The organism is Aurantiacibacter hainanensis (assembly GCF_036321025.1).
Lineage (GTDB): Bacteria > Pseudomonadota > Alphaproteobacteria > Sphingomonadales > Sphingomonadaceae > Alteraurantiacibacter > Alteraurantiacibacter hainanensis.
In genome coordinates, this window is the sequence record NZ_JAZAPB010000002.1 from 148,303 (window position 1) to 166,685 (window position 18,383).

An 18,383-nucleotide genomic window follows, 5' to 3' on the forward strand; every position below is an offset into this window, starting at 1 on the left:
TTACTTCAGCTCGACCGTACCGCCGGCAGCTTCGATCTTCGCCTTGATTTCTTCGGCTTCCGCCTTGTTCACGCCTTCCTTGACGGCCTTCGGCGCGCCTTCGACGAGAGCCTTGGCTTCGGTCAGGCCCAGGCCCGTGATGCCACGGACTTCCTTGATCACCTGGATCTTCTTGCCACCGTCGCCGGTCAGGATGACGTCGAATTCGTCCTTCTCTTCGGCGGGTGCAGCGGCATCGCCACCGCCGGCGGGACCGGCAACAGCAACGGCAGCAGCGGCGCTAACGCCCCACTCTTCTTCGAGGGCCTTGGCGAGTTCGGCCGCTTCCATGACGGTCAGCGACGACAGTTCTTCAACAAGCTTGGCAATGTCAGCCATGATGGTTCACTCCAAATTGGGCGGGGCGTACGATGGGCCCCATGATGTTTCGTCTCGTGTGCGAAAAAGCGTCTGTTACGCCGCGTCCTTGGCGCCGTAGGCACCGAAGACACGGGCAAGCTTGGCGGCGGGCGCGTTGACGAGCTGGGCAACCTTGGTTGCCGGCGCGTTGACGAGACCCACGATCTTGCCGCGCAGTTCGTCGAGGCTGGGCATGGAGGCGAGCGCCCTCACACCAGCTTCGTCGAGAACCTGCGTGCCCATCGAGCCACCGACGATTTCCAGCTTGTCGTTCGACTTGGCGAAATCGACAGCGGCCTTGGCAGCCGCAACCGGGTCTTCCGACCAGGCCAGCGCGGTGGGACCGGTGAGGTATTCCTCGATCCCAACGTAATCGGTGTCTTTCAGGGCGAGCTTGGCCAGACGGTTCTTCGCAACCTTGTAGGACGCACCGGCTTCACGCATCTTGTTCCTGAGGTCGGTGGACTGATCCACCGTCAGGCCGAGGTTGCGGGTGACAACCACCACGCCGACCTCGTTGAACACAGCGTTGAGCTGGGCGACCGCTTCGGTTTTCTGCGAACGATCCATGCCGTACTCCTTCACTATGGCCACCCGCGAATTCGTGCGGACGACCGGCTCAAGTTGCCATGCCGCTCATGCGACATGGACGAGTCCGTTGATGGGGAAGGAGGTGCGTGAAGCATCACGCGATTGGCGCACCGCAACAGCGGGGCGATAAAACTCATTTCCCCGTCTAGGCTGGAAATTAAGACCGGCAGATTCCGGTCACCAACTGTCTCGGACGGATGACTTCCGTTCTTTCGAACCGACAGTCGGGGCGGGCAATTAGCTGCCGCGCCCCGAAAGTCAAGCCGAAAGCCGCGCCATGTGCGGGCGTTCGGCCGGAAATTGCCGATCAGATCTCGTCGGCGGTTTCCTCGAGCACTTCGGCTTCTTCCTCGAGAGCTTCCTCTGCGGCGTCGGCGCCCATTTCGTCGGCCAGTTCGGCTTCGGCTTCGGCTACGCCTGCTTCGGCGTCCATCACTTCGGCTTCCATCTCGGCGATGTCATCGACCTCTTCGCCAGCTTCCTCGGCCGGGCCGTCACAGGCGGTTAGAGCGAACGCCAGGGGAGCGGCGACGAGCATAATCTTCTTCATGGTAATTCCCTGTCCTTGGTATCCCGAGAATACGGGCGGGCAGCTATTGCCACACTCTCGCCATAATTCCAACACCTTACTCGTCGTATCCCAGCAGGTCGCCCGGCTGGCAGTCCAGTTCGCGGCAGATGGCCTCCAGCGTGGAGAAGCGGATGGCCTTGGCCTTGCCGGTCTTCAGGATCGAGAGGTTGGCCAGGGTCAGGCCAACGCGCTCGGCCAGTTCGGTCAGCGTCATGCGCCTCTCGTGTAGAAGGTCGTCGAGCTTCACGTTGATCGGCATCACACGGTTCCTTCCAGGTCTTCGCGCATCGCGGCGCCGTGACGGAACACGCGGGCCAGGATGAACAGGATGATGGTCAGGAGTATTCCGGTCAGGTCCATTCCGCCATCGATGGTGAAGGATACGTCCTCCTCCATCTCGTCAGAGTATTGCGCCAGCTGGATTCCCAGCGCGGTGGCCGGGATCAGCGCCAGCTGGACGCCCAGCATCAGCCAGCCCATCAGCGAAAGCCTGTCCGCATTGGCCGGCGCGAAGGGATCGCCCTTGCCGACGGTGGAAATGATCTTCCTCAGCGCGCCGAAGAACACGAACAGCATCGTCACGATGGCGAGGCCGATCAGCATCACTCCGGCCAGTAGCAGCAGGGGAGAGGCGAGGTACGCGGCCTCCGCCCCGAAGGCCTCGGCCACGTCGTCGCGGAAGATCAATATCGCGGGCAGGGCGACGATCAGGGCGAAAGCGCCGACCGCCATGGCGATCTGCATGAACACGGCGATGATCTTGCCGCCCAGCAGCAGCAGGTCGTTGGGTTGGTTGTCTTGCATGGTTGTCATCGGTCTCGTCCCCTTCCTTGCCTGGCTATGATCGGATTGTCCTGCCCGGATCAGGCCAGCACCGGCGCGACCACGGCAACGGGGGCCTGCGCCGGGATCGTGGTGATGGCGGTAAGGGAAGTGAGAGCCATCACGACGGCGGCCGCGGCGGCGAGCGAGTTGGTGAACATGCGGGTCATTTATCGATCTCCTTGGTGTGTCTTACCGAAAAACGATATGGACCTCTCGCTTCTTATTGTCAATCGATAATATCGAAAAACAATATACGGCTTATCGATTCTCGCGGCTCTCTCCCGTGCGAGGCTGACGAACCTGAGACATGGCGCGGGAAAGGCCGCACCGCGCGGCGGGCGGATAGGGCAGGTCGACATGCCGTCCGGCGTGGCGGCGGGGTGCGGAAGTCGGGAAGTCGCGCGACTCGCTCAGGGCGCGGGTATCGGCGGGGTATCCCAGAACAGCGCGACCTCGTCGGCCTCGCCCGTCATCTCGTAGCGGATCAGCGCAATCGGCAGGCGCCCCGCGGCCATGAACTCGTCGTGGAAATCGCGCAGCACGAAATCGTCGCCCAGCTGCATCGCCCGGTCCGCCAGAAGGGCGTCCATCTGCAGCTTGCCGATGGTGTAGGCGACGCCGTAACCGGGCGGGCGGCGCAGGTAGATCTCGGCATCGACGCGGGCCACGTCCTCGTCCAGCCAGGGCGTCTGCGCGCGCATGAAGTCCACCGCCTCGCGCACGTCCCACGCGTTGTGCTGCATGTAGATGTCGGCGGGCACGCGCGCGGCGCGGAAGATTCCGAACAGCATCATGTATTCGTCGCCGCGCGGCGTATGCTCGGTGCCGCCTGCCAGCACGGTCATTTCCTCGAGATAGGTGGCCCAGCCCTCGGCGCGGGAGCCTTCGGAGTAGCGCCCCCGGATCGGCCGCTCGTCGCGCGCGGCGAGCACGGCATCGAACCGGTGGCCCGGAATCACCGCATGGACATGGTCGGGAATGGGATCGCGAAACTGGATCTGCTCCCAGAAATTGGGTCCGGTCGGACGCTCTATGTAAGGCGTGTTCGCGCCAAGCTCGCCGACGTAGTCGGGGATGGTGATGATCTCTTCGCTCGTCAGCCATTCGCGCACGATGCGGTCGGTCTCGGCGATCTTGCCGCGCTGCTCCTCCGCACTGGTGGAAAGGGCGATCTGCGGCTCGTCGCGGTTGCGGTGGCGATAAAGGGCCAGTGCGGCGGTCATGCGCTCGTGCTCGCGCTCGGCCAGTACCAGCATCTCGGCGGCGGTCATGGGGATCATGCGGACGTGGCGGATGAACCAGTCGTAGCGATCCGCGCCCACTCCGGCAGGACTATCCATCGAAGGCCGCTCCGCTTCCAGCCAGTCGCGGAACCCGATCAGCGCGCTGCGCGCCGCCTCGATCTCGGGCACCAACTCGCCCTGGCTCTCGCGGGCACGGGCCAGGAGGTCGTCGTACCAGCCGATGATGCCGGACGGGGGGACCTCGCGATAAGGGTGGTAATGGTTCACCCCGTCGCTGTTCTCGAGATTGTGCAGCGCGAGGTCGGCATAGTCACCCGCCACTTCGGTCAGGTTCGCGCGCGCCCCTTCCAGCATCGGCGGGACGGCGGCGAGCTGGCTGCGCAGGGCGGCAAGGTCATCGCCGCTCGCGGGCACGTCGGCGAAGGCCACGCGCATCAGCGGATCGAGGTAGAAGCCGGGATCGCGCTTCCACGGACGCAGCACTTCGAGATTGAAGCGATAGCCGTTGAGCATGGAGCGCACCGCGAGGAATTCGACCTGCTCGCCGCGGGTCCAGTTCTCGACCTCCATCGCGTCCAGCCGCGCCTCGAAGTCCTCCAGCCCGGCCAGCTTCTGCCGCATCAGCGGCTCGGCATAGGCCCCCCCCACCCGTGCGCCCGAATCGAGCACGACGGCAGAGGTAAAGGCGGGCACCATGTACTCGCGAAGCTCCTCGTGCAGCTGGACGAGGTCTTCGTAATCGGCCTGCGCATGTGCCGGGGCGGCGGCAGTCGCGGCAAGGCCAAGGGCCAACAGGAGGCTGAGGAAAAGGCGCATGGTATCTCCCTGATTGCCACCGGTTTGTGCGCGAGATGGCAATTGCTGTCCAGCGCCCCCTTCGGACCGGGTCGCACCCATTGACCCGACTCGCCCGCGTTCCTATATGGCCTCCATAGCCGGAAGAGCTTCGAGCAAGGTGCGCCTTACGCGGGGGTGCAACCCAGGACGGAAGTTTCCGGCATCTGCGTGAGATGACTGGACCATTGGCTGCGAAGGCAGTGCCCGGAAGGGCGTGCCCTCTTGCGGCCGTTTTTGCGTCCTGACCGCTCACGCGAATTCCCGCTTGTGAACATTTTTCAGGCGCCCCTTTCCGCGAAGGCGGCGCGCACACGCGAAAAGAAGGCCAAGGGCTCTAAGATATGGCGAAGAAGGCTATTCCGGCACAAACCGGCACCAAGAAGAAGCGCATCCGCAAGATCTTCGGCGACATCCACGAAGTGGTGCAGATGCCGAACCTGATCGAGGTGCAGCGCGAGAGCTACGAGCAGTTCCTGCGCTCCGATCCTTCGATCGACTACGTCTCCGGCCTCGAAAAGACGCTGCGCAGCGTCTTCCCGATCCGCGACTTCGCCGGCACGGCCGAGCTGGACTTCGTGCATTACGAGCTGGAAGAGCCCAAGTTCGACACCACCGAATGTCGCCAGCGCGGCATCACCTATGCCGCCCCGATGAAGGTGACCCTGCGCCTGATCGTGTTCGAGGTAGACCAGGAGACCGAGACCCGCTCCGTGCTCGATATCAAGGAGCAGGACGTCTACATGGGCGACATGCCGCTCATGACCTCGAACGGCACCTTCCTCATCAACGGCACCGAGCGCGTGATCGTGTCGCAGATGCACCGTTCGCCCGGCGTGCTGTTCGACCACGACCGCGGCAAGACCCACTCCAGCGGCAAGTTCCTGTTCGCCGCCCGCGTCATTCCCTATCGCGGTTCGTGGCTGGATTTCGAATTCGACGCCAAGGACATCGTGAACGTGCGTATCGACCGCAAGCGCAAGCTGCCGGTCACCGCGCTGCTTTACGCACTCGGCCTCGATAGCGAGGACATCCTCGACTATTTCTACAACAAGGTGACCTGGAAGCGTTCGACCGGCAAGAAGGGCGAAGGCTGGGAAATCCCGTTCGTCGCCGAGAACTGGCGCGGCGCCAAGCCGGGCTTCGCACTGGTCGACGCCCAGACCGGCGAGGAAGTATTCCCCGCCGGCCAGAAGGTCAGCCCGCGCGCGGCTAACAAGGCCGAGAAGGACGGGCTCAAGACCCTTCTGATCCCGACCGAGGAAATCTTCGGCCGCTATGCCAGCAAGGACCTGGTCGACGACAAGACCGGCCGCATCTACATCGAGGCGGGTGACGAGGTGTCGCCCGAGAACCTCGAGAAGCTGGACGGTGCCGGCATCGACCAGCTGGAGCTGCTGGACATCGACCACGTCAACACCGGTGCCTGGATCCGCAACACGCTGGAGGCCGACAAGGCCGAAAACCGCGAGGAAGGTCTGGAAGCGATCTACAAGGTCATGCGTCCGGGCGAACCGCCGACCAAGGAAACCGCCGAAGCGCTGTTTGAAGGCCTGTTCTTCGACAGCGAGCGCTACGACCTTTCCGCCGTCGGCCGCGTGAAGCTGAACATGCGCCTCGGCCTCGATGCCGAGGACACCGTCACCACGCTGCGCAAGGAAGACATCCTTGCCGTGGTGAAGGAGCTTGTCGACCTGAAGGACGGCAAGGGCGAAGTCGACGACATCGACAACCTCGGCAACCGCCGCGTGCGTTCGGTGGGCGAGCTGCTGGAAAACCAGTACCGCGTCGGCCTGCTGCGCATGGAACGCGCGGTGAAGGAGCGCATGAGCAGCGTCGACGTGTCGACCGTCATGCCGAACGACCTCATCAACGCGAAGCCCGCCGTGGCCGCCGTGCGCGAGTTCTTCGGCTCCAGCCAGCTTTCGCAGTTCATGGACCAGACCAACCCGCTGTCGGAAGTCACCCACAAGCGCCGCGTCTCCGCGCTCGGCCCGGGCGGCCTGACGCGTGAGCGCGCGGGCTTCGAAGTCCGCGACGTGCACCCGACGCACTACGGCCGCATCTGTCCGATCGAGACGCCGGAAGGCCCGAACATCGGCCTGATCAACTCGCTGTCCACCTTCGCCCGCGTCAACAAGTACGGCTTCATCGAGACGCCCTACCGCTCGGTGAAGGACGGCAAGGTGTCGAGCGAGGTGAACTACCTCTCCGCGATGGAAGAGCAGAAGCACACCGTCGCCCAGGCCTCGGCCGAGGTCGATGAGGACGGCAAGTTCGTGGAAGAGCTCGTCTCGACCCGCCAGAACGGCGAGTTCACGATGAGCCCGAACGAGAACGTGACGCTGATGGACGTTTCGCCCAAGCAGCTCGTCTCGGTCGCCGCGTCGCTGATCCCGTTCCTGGAAAACGACGACGCCAACCGCGCGCTGATGGGTTCCAACATGCAGCGCCAGGCCGTGCCGCTGGTGAAGGCCGAAGCGCCTTTCGTCGGCACCGGCATGGAAGAGACCGTGGCCCGCGATTCGGGTGCGGCCATCGCTGCCAAGCGCAGCGGCATCGTGGACCAGGTGGACGCGGGCCGTATCGTGATCCGTGCCTCGGGCGAAGTCGACACGACGAACCCGGGCGTGGACATCTACACGCTGCAGAAGTTCCAGCGCTCCAACCAGAACACCTGCGTCAACCAGCGTCCGCTGGTGAAGGTGGGCGAGACCGTGAACGAAGGCGACATCATCGCCGACGGTCCCTCCACCGACCTGGGTGAGCTGGCGCTGGGCAAGAACGCGCTCGTCGCCTTCATGCCCTGGAACGGCTACAACTACGAGGACTCCATCCTCATCTCCGAACGCATCGTTAAGGACGACGTCTTCACCTCGATCCACATCGAGGAATTCGAAGTGATGGCCCGCGACACGAAGCTGGGCCCGGAAGACATCACCCGCGACATTCCCAACGTCGGCGAGGAAGCCCTGCGCAACCTCGACGAGGCTGGTATCGTCTACATCGGCGCCGAAGTGCACCCGGGCGATATCCTGGCGGGCAAGATCACGCCCAAGGGCGAAAGCCCGATGACGCCGGAAGAAAAGCTTCTGCGCGCCATCTTCGGCGAAAAGGCCAGCGACGTGCGCGACACCTCGCTCCGCCTGCCGCCGGGCGTGGCCGGCACCGTTGTCGAGGTCCGCGTCTTCAACCGTCACGGCATCGAGATCGACGACCGTACCCGCGCCATCCAGAACGAGGAAATCGAACGCCTCAAGAAGGACAGCGAGGACGAGCGCGCGATCCTGAACCGTGCAACCTACAACCGCCTGCGCGACATGCTGAACGGCCAGACCGCTTCGGCTGCTCCGAAGGGCGTGAAGAAGGGCACCGCGATCGACGACGAGGTTCTCGACAGCGTCGACAAGCACGACTGGTTCAAGTTTGCCGTCGCCGACGACAACATGCAGAGCCAGCTGGAAGCGGTGAAGGGTCAGTACGACGAGGCCGTGAAGGCCATCAAGGACAAGTTCGAGGACCGCAAGGAGAAGCTCGAACGCGGCGACGAACTGGCTCCGGGCGTGCTGAAGATGGTCAAGGTGTTCGTGGCGGTGAAGCGCAAGCTGCAGCCGGGCGACAAGATGGCCGGCCGTCACGGCAACAAGGGCGTCATCTCGCGCATCCTGCCCGAGGAAGACATGCCCTTCCTGGAAGACGGCACTCCCGTAGACATCGTGCTGAACCCGCTGGGCGTGCCTTCGCGCATGAACGTCGGGCAGATCTTCGAGACGCACCTGGGCTTCGCAGCGCGCGGCCTGGGCCTGCAGATCAAGGAGCAGCTCGAGGAATGGCGCGCCGCCAATCCGGACGTGACCGCGGGCAAGCCGCCGGCCGCCCTGGTCGACAAGCTGAAGGACATCTACGGCGAGAACTACTACGACGACATCGAAAGCCGCACGAACGAGGAGCTGGCCGAACTGGCGGGCAATCTCGTCACGGGCGTCCCGATGGGCACCCCGGTGTTCGACGGCGCACGTGAAAGCGACGTGACCGACATGCTGCTGAAGGCAGGCTACGACAGCTCGGGCCAGTCCACGCTGTATGACGGCCGCACGGGCGAGGCGTTCGACCGCAAGGTGACCGTGGGCATCATCTACATGCTCAAGCTGCACCACCTGGTCGACGACAAGATCCACGCCCGCTCGATCGGTCCGTACTCGCTCGTCACCCAGCAGCCGCTGGGCGGCAAGGCGCAGTTCGGCGGACAGCGTTTCGGCGAGATGGAAGTCTGGGCGCTGCAGGCATACGGCGCGGCCTATACCCTGCAGGAAATGCTGACGGTGAAGTCCGACGACGTGGTCGGCCGCACCAAGGTCTACGAAGCGATCGTCAAGGGCGACGACACCTTCGAGGCCGGCATTCCCGAGAGCTTCAACGTGCTCGTCAAGGAAATGCGCTCGCTTGGCCTCAATGTCGAACTCTCCTCGCTCACCGATGGCGATGAGGACGAGGACGACTACGGGCAGATCGCTGCTGAATGACAGGGGTCGGCGGCCCCACAGCGGGCCGCCTCCCCGCCAACCCCTGTTAATCCCCTCTAGGGAATTCGAGATATGAACGAACTGACCAAATTCACCAACCAGCTGGCCAAGCCGGAAACCTTCGACCAGATCCAGATCGGCATCGCTTCCCCCGAGCGCATCCGTTCGTGGTCGTTCGGCGAGATCAAGAAGCCGGAAACCATCAACTACCGCACGTTCAAGCCCGAGCGTGACGGCCTGTTCTGCGCCCGCATCTTTGGTCCGGTGAAGGACTACGAGTGCCTGTGCGGCAAGTACAAGCGCATGAAGTACAAGGGCGTCGTCTGCGAGAAGTGCGGCGTCGAAGTCACCGTCACCAAGGTGCGTCGTGAGCGCATGGGCCACATCGAACTGGCCGCGCCCGTCGCGCACATCTGGTTCCTGAAGTCGCTGCCCTCGCGCATCGGCCTGCTGCTCGACATGCAGCTCAAGCAGCTCGAGCGCGTGCTCTACTTCGAGAGCTACATCGTCACCGAGCCGGGCCTCACGCCGCTGGAGAAGTTCCAGCTGCTGACCGAGGACGAACTGCTCGAGGCGCAGGACGAATACGGCGAAGACGCCTTCACCGCCGGCATCGGTGCCGAAGCGGTGAAGATCATGCTGATGGACCTCGACCTGGAACAGGAAAAGGCCGATCTGCTGGAAGAGCTTGAGACCACCAAGTCCAAGCTCAAGCCCGCCAAGATCATCAAGCGTCTGAAGGTCGTCGAAAGCTTCATCGAATCGGGCAACCGCCCCGAGTGGATGATCATGGAAGTCGTGCCGGTCATTCCGCCCGAGCTGCGCCCGCTGGTGCCGCTGGACGGCGGCCGCTTCGCGACCTCCGACCTCAACGATCTCTATCGCCGCGTCATCAACCGCAACAACCGCCTGAAGCGCCTCATGGAGCTGCGCGCGCCCGACATCATCGTGCGCAACGAAAAGCGCATGCTGCAGGAATCGGTCGATGCGCTGTTCGACAACGGTCGCCGTGGCCGCGTGATCACGGGCGCCAACAAGCGTCCGCTGAAGTCGCTGTCCGACATGCTCAAGGGCAAGCAGGGACGCTTCCGCCAGAACCTGCTCGGCAAGCGCGTCGACTATTCGGGCCGTTCGGTCATCGTGACCGGTCCGGAGCTCAAGCTGCACCAGTGCGGCCTGCCCAAGAAGATGGCGCTCGAGCTGTTCAAGCCGTTCATCTACGCCCGCCTCGACGCCAAGGGTCTTTCCATGACCCTGAAGCAGGCGAAGAAGTGGGTGGAGAAGGAGCGCAAGGAAGTCTGGGACATCCTCGACGAGGTGATCCGCGAGCACCCGGTACTGCTGAACCGCGCGCCGACGCTGCACCGTCTCGGCATCCAGGCGTTCGAGCCCGTGCTGATCGAGGGCAAGGCGATCCAGCTGCACCCGCTCGTCTGCTCGGCCTTCAACGCCGACTTCGACGGTGACCAGATGGCCGTCCACGTGCCGCTTTCGCTGGAAGCCCAGCTCGAAGCGCGCGTGCTGATGATGTCCACCAACAACATCCTCTCGCCCGCCAACGGCAAGCCGATCATCGTTCCTTCGCAGGACATGGTGCTGGGCCTCTACTACCTCTCCATGGACCGCGAAGGCGAGCCGGGCGAGGGCAAGGTGCTGGGCGACATCGACGAGGTGCACCAGGCGCTGCACGTGGGTGCGGTGACCTATCACTCGAAGATCACCACCCGCGTTCCGCAGACGGACGAGGAAGGCAACCAGTACATGGCGCGCGTGGAAACCACGCCGGGCCGCATGCTGATCGCCGAGTGCCTGCCCAAGAGCCACAAGGTGCCCTTCGACGTGGTCAACCGCCTTCTCACCAAGAAGGAAATCGGCGACGTGATCGACCAGGTCTATCGCCACACCGGTCAGAAGGACACGGTGCTGTTCGCCGACGCCATCATGTCGCTGGGCTTCCGCCACGCGTTCAAGGCCGGCATCAGCTTCGGCAAGGACGACATGATCATCCCCGACACCAAGGAGGAGATGATCGAGGAAACCAAGACGCTGGTGGCCGATTACGAGCAGCAGTACCAGGACGGCTACATCACCGGCCAGGAAAAGTATAACAAGGTGATCGACGCCTGGAGCCGTTGCGGCGACCAGGTGGCGGCCGCCATGATGGAAGAGATCAAGGCCACGCCCAAGGACGAGAACGGGCGCGAGGCGGCGATCAACTCGATCTACATGATGAGCCACTCCGGTGCGCGTGGTTCGCCCGCCCAGATGAAGCAGCTGGCCGGTATGCGCGGCCTGATGGCCAAGCCTTCGGGCGAGATCATCGAGACGCCGATCATCTCGAACTTCAAGGAAGGTCTGACCGTTCTTGAATACTTCAACTCCACCCACGGCGCCCGCAAGGGCCTGGCGGATACGGCGTTGAAGACGGCGAACTCGGGCTACCTCACCCGTCGCCTCGTCGACGTGTCGCAGGACTGCACCATCGTGGTGGACGACTGCAAGACCGACAACGCGCTGGAAATGCGCGCCATCGTGCAGGGCGGCAGCGTGATCGCGTCGCTTGGCGAGCGTATCCTGGGCCGCACCGTGGCCGAGGACATCGTGAACGTCGCCACGGACGAGGTGATCGTGAAGGCCGGCACCATGGTGGACGAACCGATGGCCGCCGCCATCGAGGAAGCCGAAGTGCAGCAGGCGAAGATCCGCAGCCCGCTGGTCTGCGAGGCGGAGCAGGGCGTTTGCGCGACCTGCTACGGCCGCGACCTGGCGCGTGGTACGCCGGTGAACATCGGCGAGGCCGTGGGCGTCATCGCCGCACAGTCGATCGGCGAGCCCGGCACGCAGCTGACCATGCGTACCTTCCACATCGGCGGTGCGGCGCAGGTGAACGAAACCTCGCACCTCGAGAGCATCTCGGACGGCAAAGTCGTTTACCGCGACATGCCCACCATCATGGACAAGAAGGGCCGTCGTCTGTCGCTGGCCCGGAACGGCGAAATGGTGGTTGTCGACGCCGAGGGTCGCGAGCGTGCGATCCACCGCGTGCCTTATGGTACCGTGCTCATGTTCGAGGACGGCGCCAAGGTGAAGGAAGGCGATCGCCTGGCCGAGTGGGATCCGTTCACCCTGCCGATCATCACCGAGCAGGCGGGCGTCGTGCGTTACCAGGATCTTGTCGAAGGCAAGACGCTGGAAGAACGCGTGGACGAAGCCACCGGCATCGCCCAGCGCGTGGTGACCGAGTATCGTGCCGCTGGCCGTTCCAAGAAGGAAGACCTGCGTCCGCGCCTGACCTTCCTTGGCGAGGACGATGCCAAGGGCAAGAGCAAGAAGGGCGAGGAAACCGAGGCCCAGCGTTACATGCTGGCCCCGGGCACCACGCTCTCGGTCGAGGACGGCCAGGAAGTGCAGGCGGGTGACATCCTTGCCCGTGCTTCGCGTGAAGCCGCCAAGACGCGCGACATCACCGGCGGTCTGCCGCGTGTTGCCGAGCTGTTCGAAGCCCGCGTGCCCAAGGACGCTGCCGTGATCGCCAAGATCAGTGGCCGGATGGAATTCATCCGCGACTACAAGGCCAAGCGCAAGATCGCGATCGTTCCGGAAGAGGGCGAACCGGTCGAATACCTGATCCCCAAGACCAAGGTGATCGACGTGCAGGAAGGCGACTTCGTCAAGAAGGGCGATACGCTGATCTCGGGCAGCCCGAACCCGCACGACATCCTCGAAGTCCTGGGTATCGAGGCGCTGGCCGAGTACCTCGTGAACGAGATCCAGGAAGTCTACCGACTGCAGGGCGTGAAGATCAACGACAAGCACATCGAGGTGATCGTTCGCCAGATGCTGCAGAAGGTCGAGATCACCGACAGCGGCGATACCGTGCTGCTGCCGGGCGAGCAGGTGGACCTCGAGGAAATGAACGAGATCAACGCCAAGCTGGGCAAGGGCAAGACCCCGGCTCAGGGCACGCCGATCCTGCTGGGCATCACCAAGGCCAGCCTGCAGACGCGTTCGTTCATCTCCGCCGCATCCTTCCAGGAAACCACCCGCGTGCTGACGCAGGCGGCGGTCGAAGGGAAGAAGGACACGCTGATCGGTCTGAAGGAAAACGTGATCGTGGGCCGCCTCATCCCGGCGGGTACGGGTGCGGGCATGAACCGCATGCGCGTGACCGCCTCTTCCCGTGATGCCGCCCTGCGCGCGCAGTACAAGAAGATGCAGGAAGCGCTGGTCGCGGCAAAGGATGCCGAGGAACAGCACGAGGCTGAACTGGCACAGGATCCGGTCGATGCTGCCACCGGCGATGCCACCATGGCTACCATGGTGGACAGCGGTGAAGGCACGGATGCCGATGCCGGCGAATACAAGCGCGATGACGAAGGCACCGAGCCCGAAGCCATCGCCAAGGAAGAAGACGCAGGCGACGATAGCGAAGACTGATCGCACGCATCTTTATCCCGCAATTCGAGAGGCCCCGGTGGAGCAATCCGCCGGGGCCTTTTTCGTGACTGGAGAGTTGAAGGAAAATGAGATCGATCGCCATTGCCATCCTCGCGCTGACCGCCTGCACGCAGGAGTCAGAACCGGACGAACAGCCAACGACGCTTCCGGCCGACGATAGCGCCGAGACAACGGCGGCCGAGCCGCCGCCCGAGGCTCTCTCCCCCGTGGAAACCCTGGCGGGGGAATGGCGCGTCGCCGGGATCGACGGCGAACCCTTCGACGAACCCTACGGCCTGGCCCTGAGCGCGAGCGAGGACGAAATCTGGTGGGAGCCGCGCTGCGCGAACGCGGCCTGGACCTACCGTATCGACGGCCTGACCCTGCAAACCGGCACGGCAGAGCCCGACGCACCGGTTGCGCCAGGCGCGCCTCCGCCACCTGTCTGCACCGTCAATCCGCCACCGCGGCTGTCCGATGTGAGCCGCGCACTCGACAGCGCAGAGAGGGTGGGGCGCACGCCTTCCAACGGAGTACTGCTGGAAGGCGGGGGGCACTCGCTGACGCTCTATTCCCAGTAGAGCGATTAGGAGAAGTCGGCAGGAAATGCGAATGATAATCGTTTGCAATATGCGGAGGGCCCGTTAGGATTCGTCCGTCACTCACAATGCGAGCGAGCCCATGTCGATTCCACGCCCCTTCCGCCCAGAAGACTTCATGCCGCAGACGGCCCGTGCATCCGTGCTCGACACCCTGCGAAGGCAACCGGTCGCCAGCGACTACTCTGCAACGGCGATGACCCTGGTGATGGCGATACGTCTGATTGCCCGCTGCGCCGCGTGTCAGCGCGATCCTCTGGTGGAACTGTCCTGCCGCCTGGAATCGCTCACCGGGGCCAAGGCTGCGCTCGACTTCGCGAAGGCCTGCTCGCTGGCGTGGCCCGAAAAAGCCATGGTCGGTCGGCCCTGCTGCCACGGCCTCACGCCCGACGAGAGCGTTTTCGCCGGGATGGCGGAAGCGGCAAGGGCTGCCGACAGCGAGGCCTTCTCGGGCCTGCTGGACGGGCTGATCCGGCGCGAGCGGCATGACCGCCTGTTCACCGAAACGCAGCACGCGGTCGCGATACTCGCCGCCACTCCTCGCGGCCTTCGCAGGTAGGCACGACGCGGGGCGCTTGTCGCCATTCCCGTGGCGGGCTAACGGCCCAAGGCATGACAACGGTAACGCGTTTCGCCCCCTCGCCGACGGGCCGGCTTCACGTCGGCAACATTCGCACGGCGCTGCATAACTGGATGCTGGCCCGCAAGGCTGGCGGGCGCTTCATCCTGCGGATCGACGATACCGACGCGGAGCGCAGCGAGGAACGGTTCGTGGAAGCAATCCGCGAGGACCTGGCGTGGCTGGACCTCTCGCCGGACAGCGAGGAACGCCAGTCGCAGCGTCTCGATCATTACGAGAAGGCATTCCAGGAACTGCGCGCGGCAGGCCGGATCTATCCCGCCTACGAGACGCAGCAGGAACTGGAGCTGAAGCGCAAGATCCAGCTGGGTCGCGGCCTCCCTCCGATCTACGACCGCGGAGCCTTGCAGCTGACCGATGCCGAGCGCGAAGCGAAGGAGGCGCAAGGTGTGGCTCCGCACTGGCGTTTTCGTCTCGATCACGATGAGGCGATTGCCTGGGATGACGGCGTGCGCGGGCCGCAGAAATTCGATCCGGCGCAATTGTCCGACCCTGTGATCCGGCGGGCCGATGGATCGTGGCTCTACATGCTGCCCAGTTGCGTCGACGACATCGCCATGGGCGTGACGGACGTGCTGCGAGGAGAGGACCACGTCTCCAACACCGCCGTGCAGATCCAGATGTTTACCGCACTCGGCGCCACGCCGCCGCGCTTCGCTCACGAGGCGTTGCTGGTGGGCCGGGAAGGCAAGCTCTCCAAGCGGCTGGGGTCGCTGGGCTGCGATGCCTTCATGGAGCGCGGCATAGAGCCCGAAGCGGTGATCGCTCTCCTCGCACGGCTCGGCACGGCGCTTCCGGTGGAACCGATTGCTGCGCGGGAAACGCTTGTAAACACGTTCGATTTGTCGACCTTCGGCCGCGCGCCCGCGAAGTTCGACGATGCCGAACTGGAACGCGTGAATACAGCGATCGTGCACCAGCTGGAGTTCGACGACGTTTCCGATCGCTTGCCAGAGGGCATGGACGAGGCCGCGTGGCACGCCATCAGGCCTAATCTCGAGACCGTGGACGACGCATCGGCCTGGTGGCGCATCGTGACGGGGCCTGTCGACCAACGCGACTTCGACGAGGAGACGCGCGCGTTCCTGTCGCAGGCCGCCGAGGCGCTGCGCTGGACCGACACCCCCTGGGCCGACCTTGTCGCGAAGCTGAAGGACACCACCGGCCGCAAGGGCAAGGGGCTGTTCCTGCCGCTGCGCCAGGCGCTCACCGGCATGGATCACGGGCCCGACATGGGCGAACTGCTGCCGCTGATCGGGGAAGCCGAAGCCCGCGCCCGCCTTCACGCCGCCGCCAGCTGAGAAATTGTGCAACTGCTCACTTGACGTTCATGCCAGAGCCTCTAGTGGGGGCATGATATATTGTGACAAAATTGCACGGACCCCTATTTCCTATGCGCAAACCCCTGATTGCCTGCTTGCTGTGCGCCGCCGCATGGCCGATCCCCGCCTATGCCCAGGATAGCGAGGATGGCGATATTCCGGTCAACGGCGAGGTGGACGAGGAACTGCCGCGCTCGACCGCCGACGATCTGCATAACGTGATCGTGGTGTCAGCCGCGGGGATCGACCGCCTCGATACCGTGGCAGGAACGTCCGTCATTTCCGGCATCGACCTGCAGCGCGAGAGCGCGGGACAAATCGGCGACGTGCTGGCCAGCCAGCCTGGCGTCTCCGCGACGGGCTTCGCGCCGGGAGCCTCGCGCCCCGTGCTGCGCGGTTTCGGCGGGGAGCGCGTGCGCGTGCTGACCGACGGCATCGGCTCTCTCGATGCCTCTGGCGCGTCGGCCGACCATGCCGTCGCCGCGGACCCGCTCATTGCCGACCGCATCGAGGTGCTGCGCGGCCCCGCCGTGCTGCTCTACGGCAGCTCTGCCATCGGCGGCGCGGTGAACGTGATTACCAAGCGCATTCCCCCACGCCTTCCCGAAGAACCGATTCACGTGGATGTACTGGCCGCAGGCGACACGGTATCGAACCTGCGTGAAGGCGGCGTATCGGTGGATGTGCCGCTGGGCAGCGGCTTCGCCTTCCACGTCGACGGGTCCTACCGCAATACAGACGATGTCGAGATTCCCGGCTTCGTCGCCACGCCGGAGCTGCGCGCCGAACTGCTGGCCGACGCTGCCGAAGAGGAAGAAGAGGGCCACCTCGAAGAGGCCGAGGAACTGCGTGAAGGCGCCGACGCGCGCGGGCACATCCCCAACAGCTGGACCGAGGCAACGTCCGTCGGCACCGGCCTCGCCTGGTTCTCGGGCGAGAACAACTTCGGCGTCTCCTTCGACTACTACGACACCAGCTACGGCATCCCCGGCCTCCCCGGCGTGGGCCATGTCCACGGCGAGGAAGAGGAAGAGCACGAGGAGGACGACCACGGCGACGAAGAGCACGGCGAGGAGGAAGAACACGGCGGGGAAGATGTCTCCATCGGCCTGAAGCGTTACCGCGTCGACATGCGCGGTCAGCTCGACCTGGGCGACGGGTTCTTCGACAGCGTGCAGACCCGCTGGGGCTTTTCCGACTACACCCACACCGAGTTCGAAGGCGACGAGATCGGCACCGTGTTCGACGTGCAGGGCGTGGAGGGCCGCGTCGAATTCGTCCAGTCGCGGCGCGACAACTGGCGCGGTTCGATGGGCGCGCAGTATTCCTATGTCGACTTCGAGGCCATCGGGCCGGAAGCCTACATTCCGCCCAACCTGACCGAGACCTTCGCGGTCTTCACCCTGCAGGAACTCGCTTTCGATCCCGTCGAGCTGGAGCTTGGCGGTCGCTACGAGAACACGTCGGTGGAAGAAACGCTGTTCGGCCGGCAGCGCGATTTCGATACGTTCTCCGGCGCGATCGGGGCATCCTATACGCTGTTCGACGACTTCCGCGCGGGGCTGAACCTCAGCCGCGCCGAACGTGCGCCCAGCGCGCAGGAACTGTTCGCCGACGGCCCGCACCTTGCCACGCAGCAGTTCGAGATCGGCAACGATTCTCTGGGCGTGGAAGGCGCATGGGGTGTCGAAGGCTACCTGCGCGGTGCCGTGGGCGCGGTGCAGGTGAACGCCAGCCTCTATCGCAACTGGTTCGACGACTTCATCTATCTTTCCGGCACAGGGCAGGTGGAAGACGGTCTCGACGTATTCCGCTTCCTGCAATCCGATGCCGACCAGTGGGGCGTCGAGGGGCAGGTCACCTTCCCGCTGCTGCACGACGGGCAATTCACCCTGCTGGGCGACCTGCGCGGCGACTATACCGAGGCGACGCTGGAAGATGGCCAGCCGGTGCCGCGCATCTCGCCGCTGAGCCTTGCCGCTGCGCTGGAAGCGCAGACCGGTCACTTCGATGCACGAGCCGAGGTGGAATGGCACGACGACCAGAACCGCGTCGCCCCCTTCGAAACGCCGACCGAGAGCTTCACCCACGTGAACCTGTCGCTGGCCTGGCACCCCTTCGAAGGCGCGGACAACCTCACCGTGCTGGCGCAGGTGGATAACCTGTTCGACGCAGAAGGCCGCCGCCACGCCAGCTTCACCAAGGAATTCGTGCCGCTGCCCGGTCGCAACTTCAAGCTGAGCGTGCGGGCGAGTTTCTAGGCTTCTGCGAGACCGTCGGCGCGAGGTCGGTGCGACCGAGGCGCTGGAGGGCGAGCAGATCTGTGCAAAGCGGACGACGACAGGATGCAAGGAAGAAACCGGAACGGGACGGTGCCGCCCGGGCCGTTTCGTTCAGG

At 64.4% G+C, this 18,383-nt stretch carries 13 protein-coding genes; 6 read left to right on the forward strand and 7 right to left on the reverse strand.

Translation table 11 applies throughout. The features are described 5' to 3' along the window. The 7 genes from rplL to AAA989_RS08285 form a co-directional block, all read right to left on the reverse strand. Nucleotides 1–378, reverse strand: a complete 378-nt coding sequence (gene rplL, locus AAA989_RS08255; RefSeq protein ID WP_338242467.1) for a 50S ribosomal protein L7/L12 — start codon at nucleotides 376–378, stop codon at nucleotides 1–3. Between the two features lie 75 nt (nucleotides 379–453). After that, nucleotides 454–969, reverse strand: a complete 516-nt coding sequence (gene rplJ, locus AAA989_RS08260; protein ID WP_338242468.1) for a 50S ribosomal protein L10 — start codon at nucleotides 967–969, stop codon at nucleotides 454–456. A 328-nt stretch (nucleotides 970–1,297) separates the two neighbouring features. Beyond that, on the reverse strand, nucleotides 1,298–1,540 hold the full coding sequence (locus tag AAA989_RS08265; RefSeq protein WP_338242470.1) for a hypothetical protein: 243 nt from the start codon (nucleotides 1,538–1,540) through the stop codon (nucleotides 1,298–1,300). Nucleotides 1,541–1,616: 76 nt separating this feature from the next. Next, nucleotides 1,617–1,820: a helix-turn-helix domain-containing protein gene (locus AAA989_RS08270; protein WP_338242472.1), complete on the reverse strand. Its 204-nt coding sequence runs from the start codon at nucleotides 1,818–1,820 to the stop codon at nucleotides 1,617–1,619. Next, a complete protein-coding gene (locus AAA989_RS08275) occupies nucleotides 1,820–2,374 on the reverse strand; it encodes a DUF2975 domain-containing protein (protein ID WP_338242474.1) in 555 nt (184 codons plus the stop codon). Before AAA989_RS08275 ends, AAA989_RS08270 begins: the two co-directional genes overlap by 1 nt. A gap of 50 nt (nucleotides 2,375–2,424) precedes the next feature. Next, entirely contained in the window at nucleotides 2,425–2,553 is a 129-nt protein-coding gene (locus tag AAA989_RS08280) for a hypothetical protein (RefSeq protein WP_338242476.1), read from the reverse strand. A 243-nt stretch (nucleotides 2,554–2,796) separates the two neighbouring features. Then, the gene (locus AAA989_RS08285; RefSeq protein WP_338242478.1) at nucleotides 2,797–4,446 is read right to left on the reverse strand and encodes a DUF885 family protein; all 1,650 of its coding nucleotides are present in this window, start codon (nucleotides 4,444–4,446) and stop codon (nucleotides 2,797–2,799) included. Nucleotides 4,447–4,808: 362 nt separating this feature from the next. Here AAA989_RS08285 and rpoB point away from each other — a divergent pair, with 362 nt between their 5' ends. The 6 genes from rpoB to AAA989_RS08315 all read left to right on the forward strand — a co-directional run bounded on the left by rpoB (nucleotide 4,809) and on the right by AAA989_RS08315 (nucleotide 18,246). Then, a complete protein-coding gene (gene rpoB / locus AAA989_RS08290; protein ID WP_338242480.1) occupies nucleotides 4,809–8,987 on the forward strand; it encodes a DNA-directed RNA polymerase subunit beta in 4,179 nt (1,392 codons plus the stop codon). Nucleotides 8,988–9,059: 72 nt separating this feature from the next. After that, nucleotides 9,060–13,424: a DNA-directed RNA polymerase subunit beta' gene (rpoC, locus tag AAA989_RS08295; RefSeq protein ID WP_338242482.1), complete on the forward strand. Its 4,365-nt coding sequence runs from the start codon at nucleotides 9,060–9,062 to the stop codon at nucleotides 13,422–13,424. Nucleotides 13,425–13,510: 86 nt separating this feature from the next. Then, nucleotides 13,511–14,005 carry a hypothetical protein gene (locus AAA989_RS08300; protein WP_338242484.1) on the forward strand — a complete coding sequence of 165 codons (495 nt, stop codon included), beginning with the start codon at nucleotides 13,511–13,513 and terminating at the stop codon, nucleotides 14,003–14,005. Between the two features lie 136 nt (nucleotides 14,006–14,141). Further along, nucleotides 14,142–14,582 (forward strand): hypothetical protein, encoded by a 441-nt coding sequence (locus tag AAA989_RS08305; RefSeq protein WP_338242486.1) that lies wholly within the window; start codon nucleotides 14,142–14,144, stop codon nucleotides 14,580–14,582. A 53-nt stretch (nucleotides 14,583–14,635) separates the two neighbouring features. Beyond that, nucleotides 14,636–15,964, forward strand: coding sequence for a glutamate--tRNA ligase (gene gltX / locus AAA989_RS08310; protein WP_338242488.1), 1,329 nt, complete (start codon nucleotides 14,636–14,638; stop codon nucleotides 15,962–15,964). 92 nt (nucleotides 15,965–16,056) lie between these two features. Beyond that, nucleotides 16,057–18,246 carry a TonB-dependent receptor gene (locus tag AAA989_RS08315; RefSeq protein WP_338242491.1) on the forward strand — a complete coding sequence of 730 codons (2,190 nt, stop codon included), beginning with the start codon at nucleotides 16,057–16,059 and terminating at the stop codon, nucleotides 18,244–18,246. The last annotated feature ends 137 nt before the right edge of the window (nucleotides 18,247–18,383 follow it).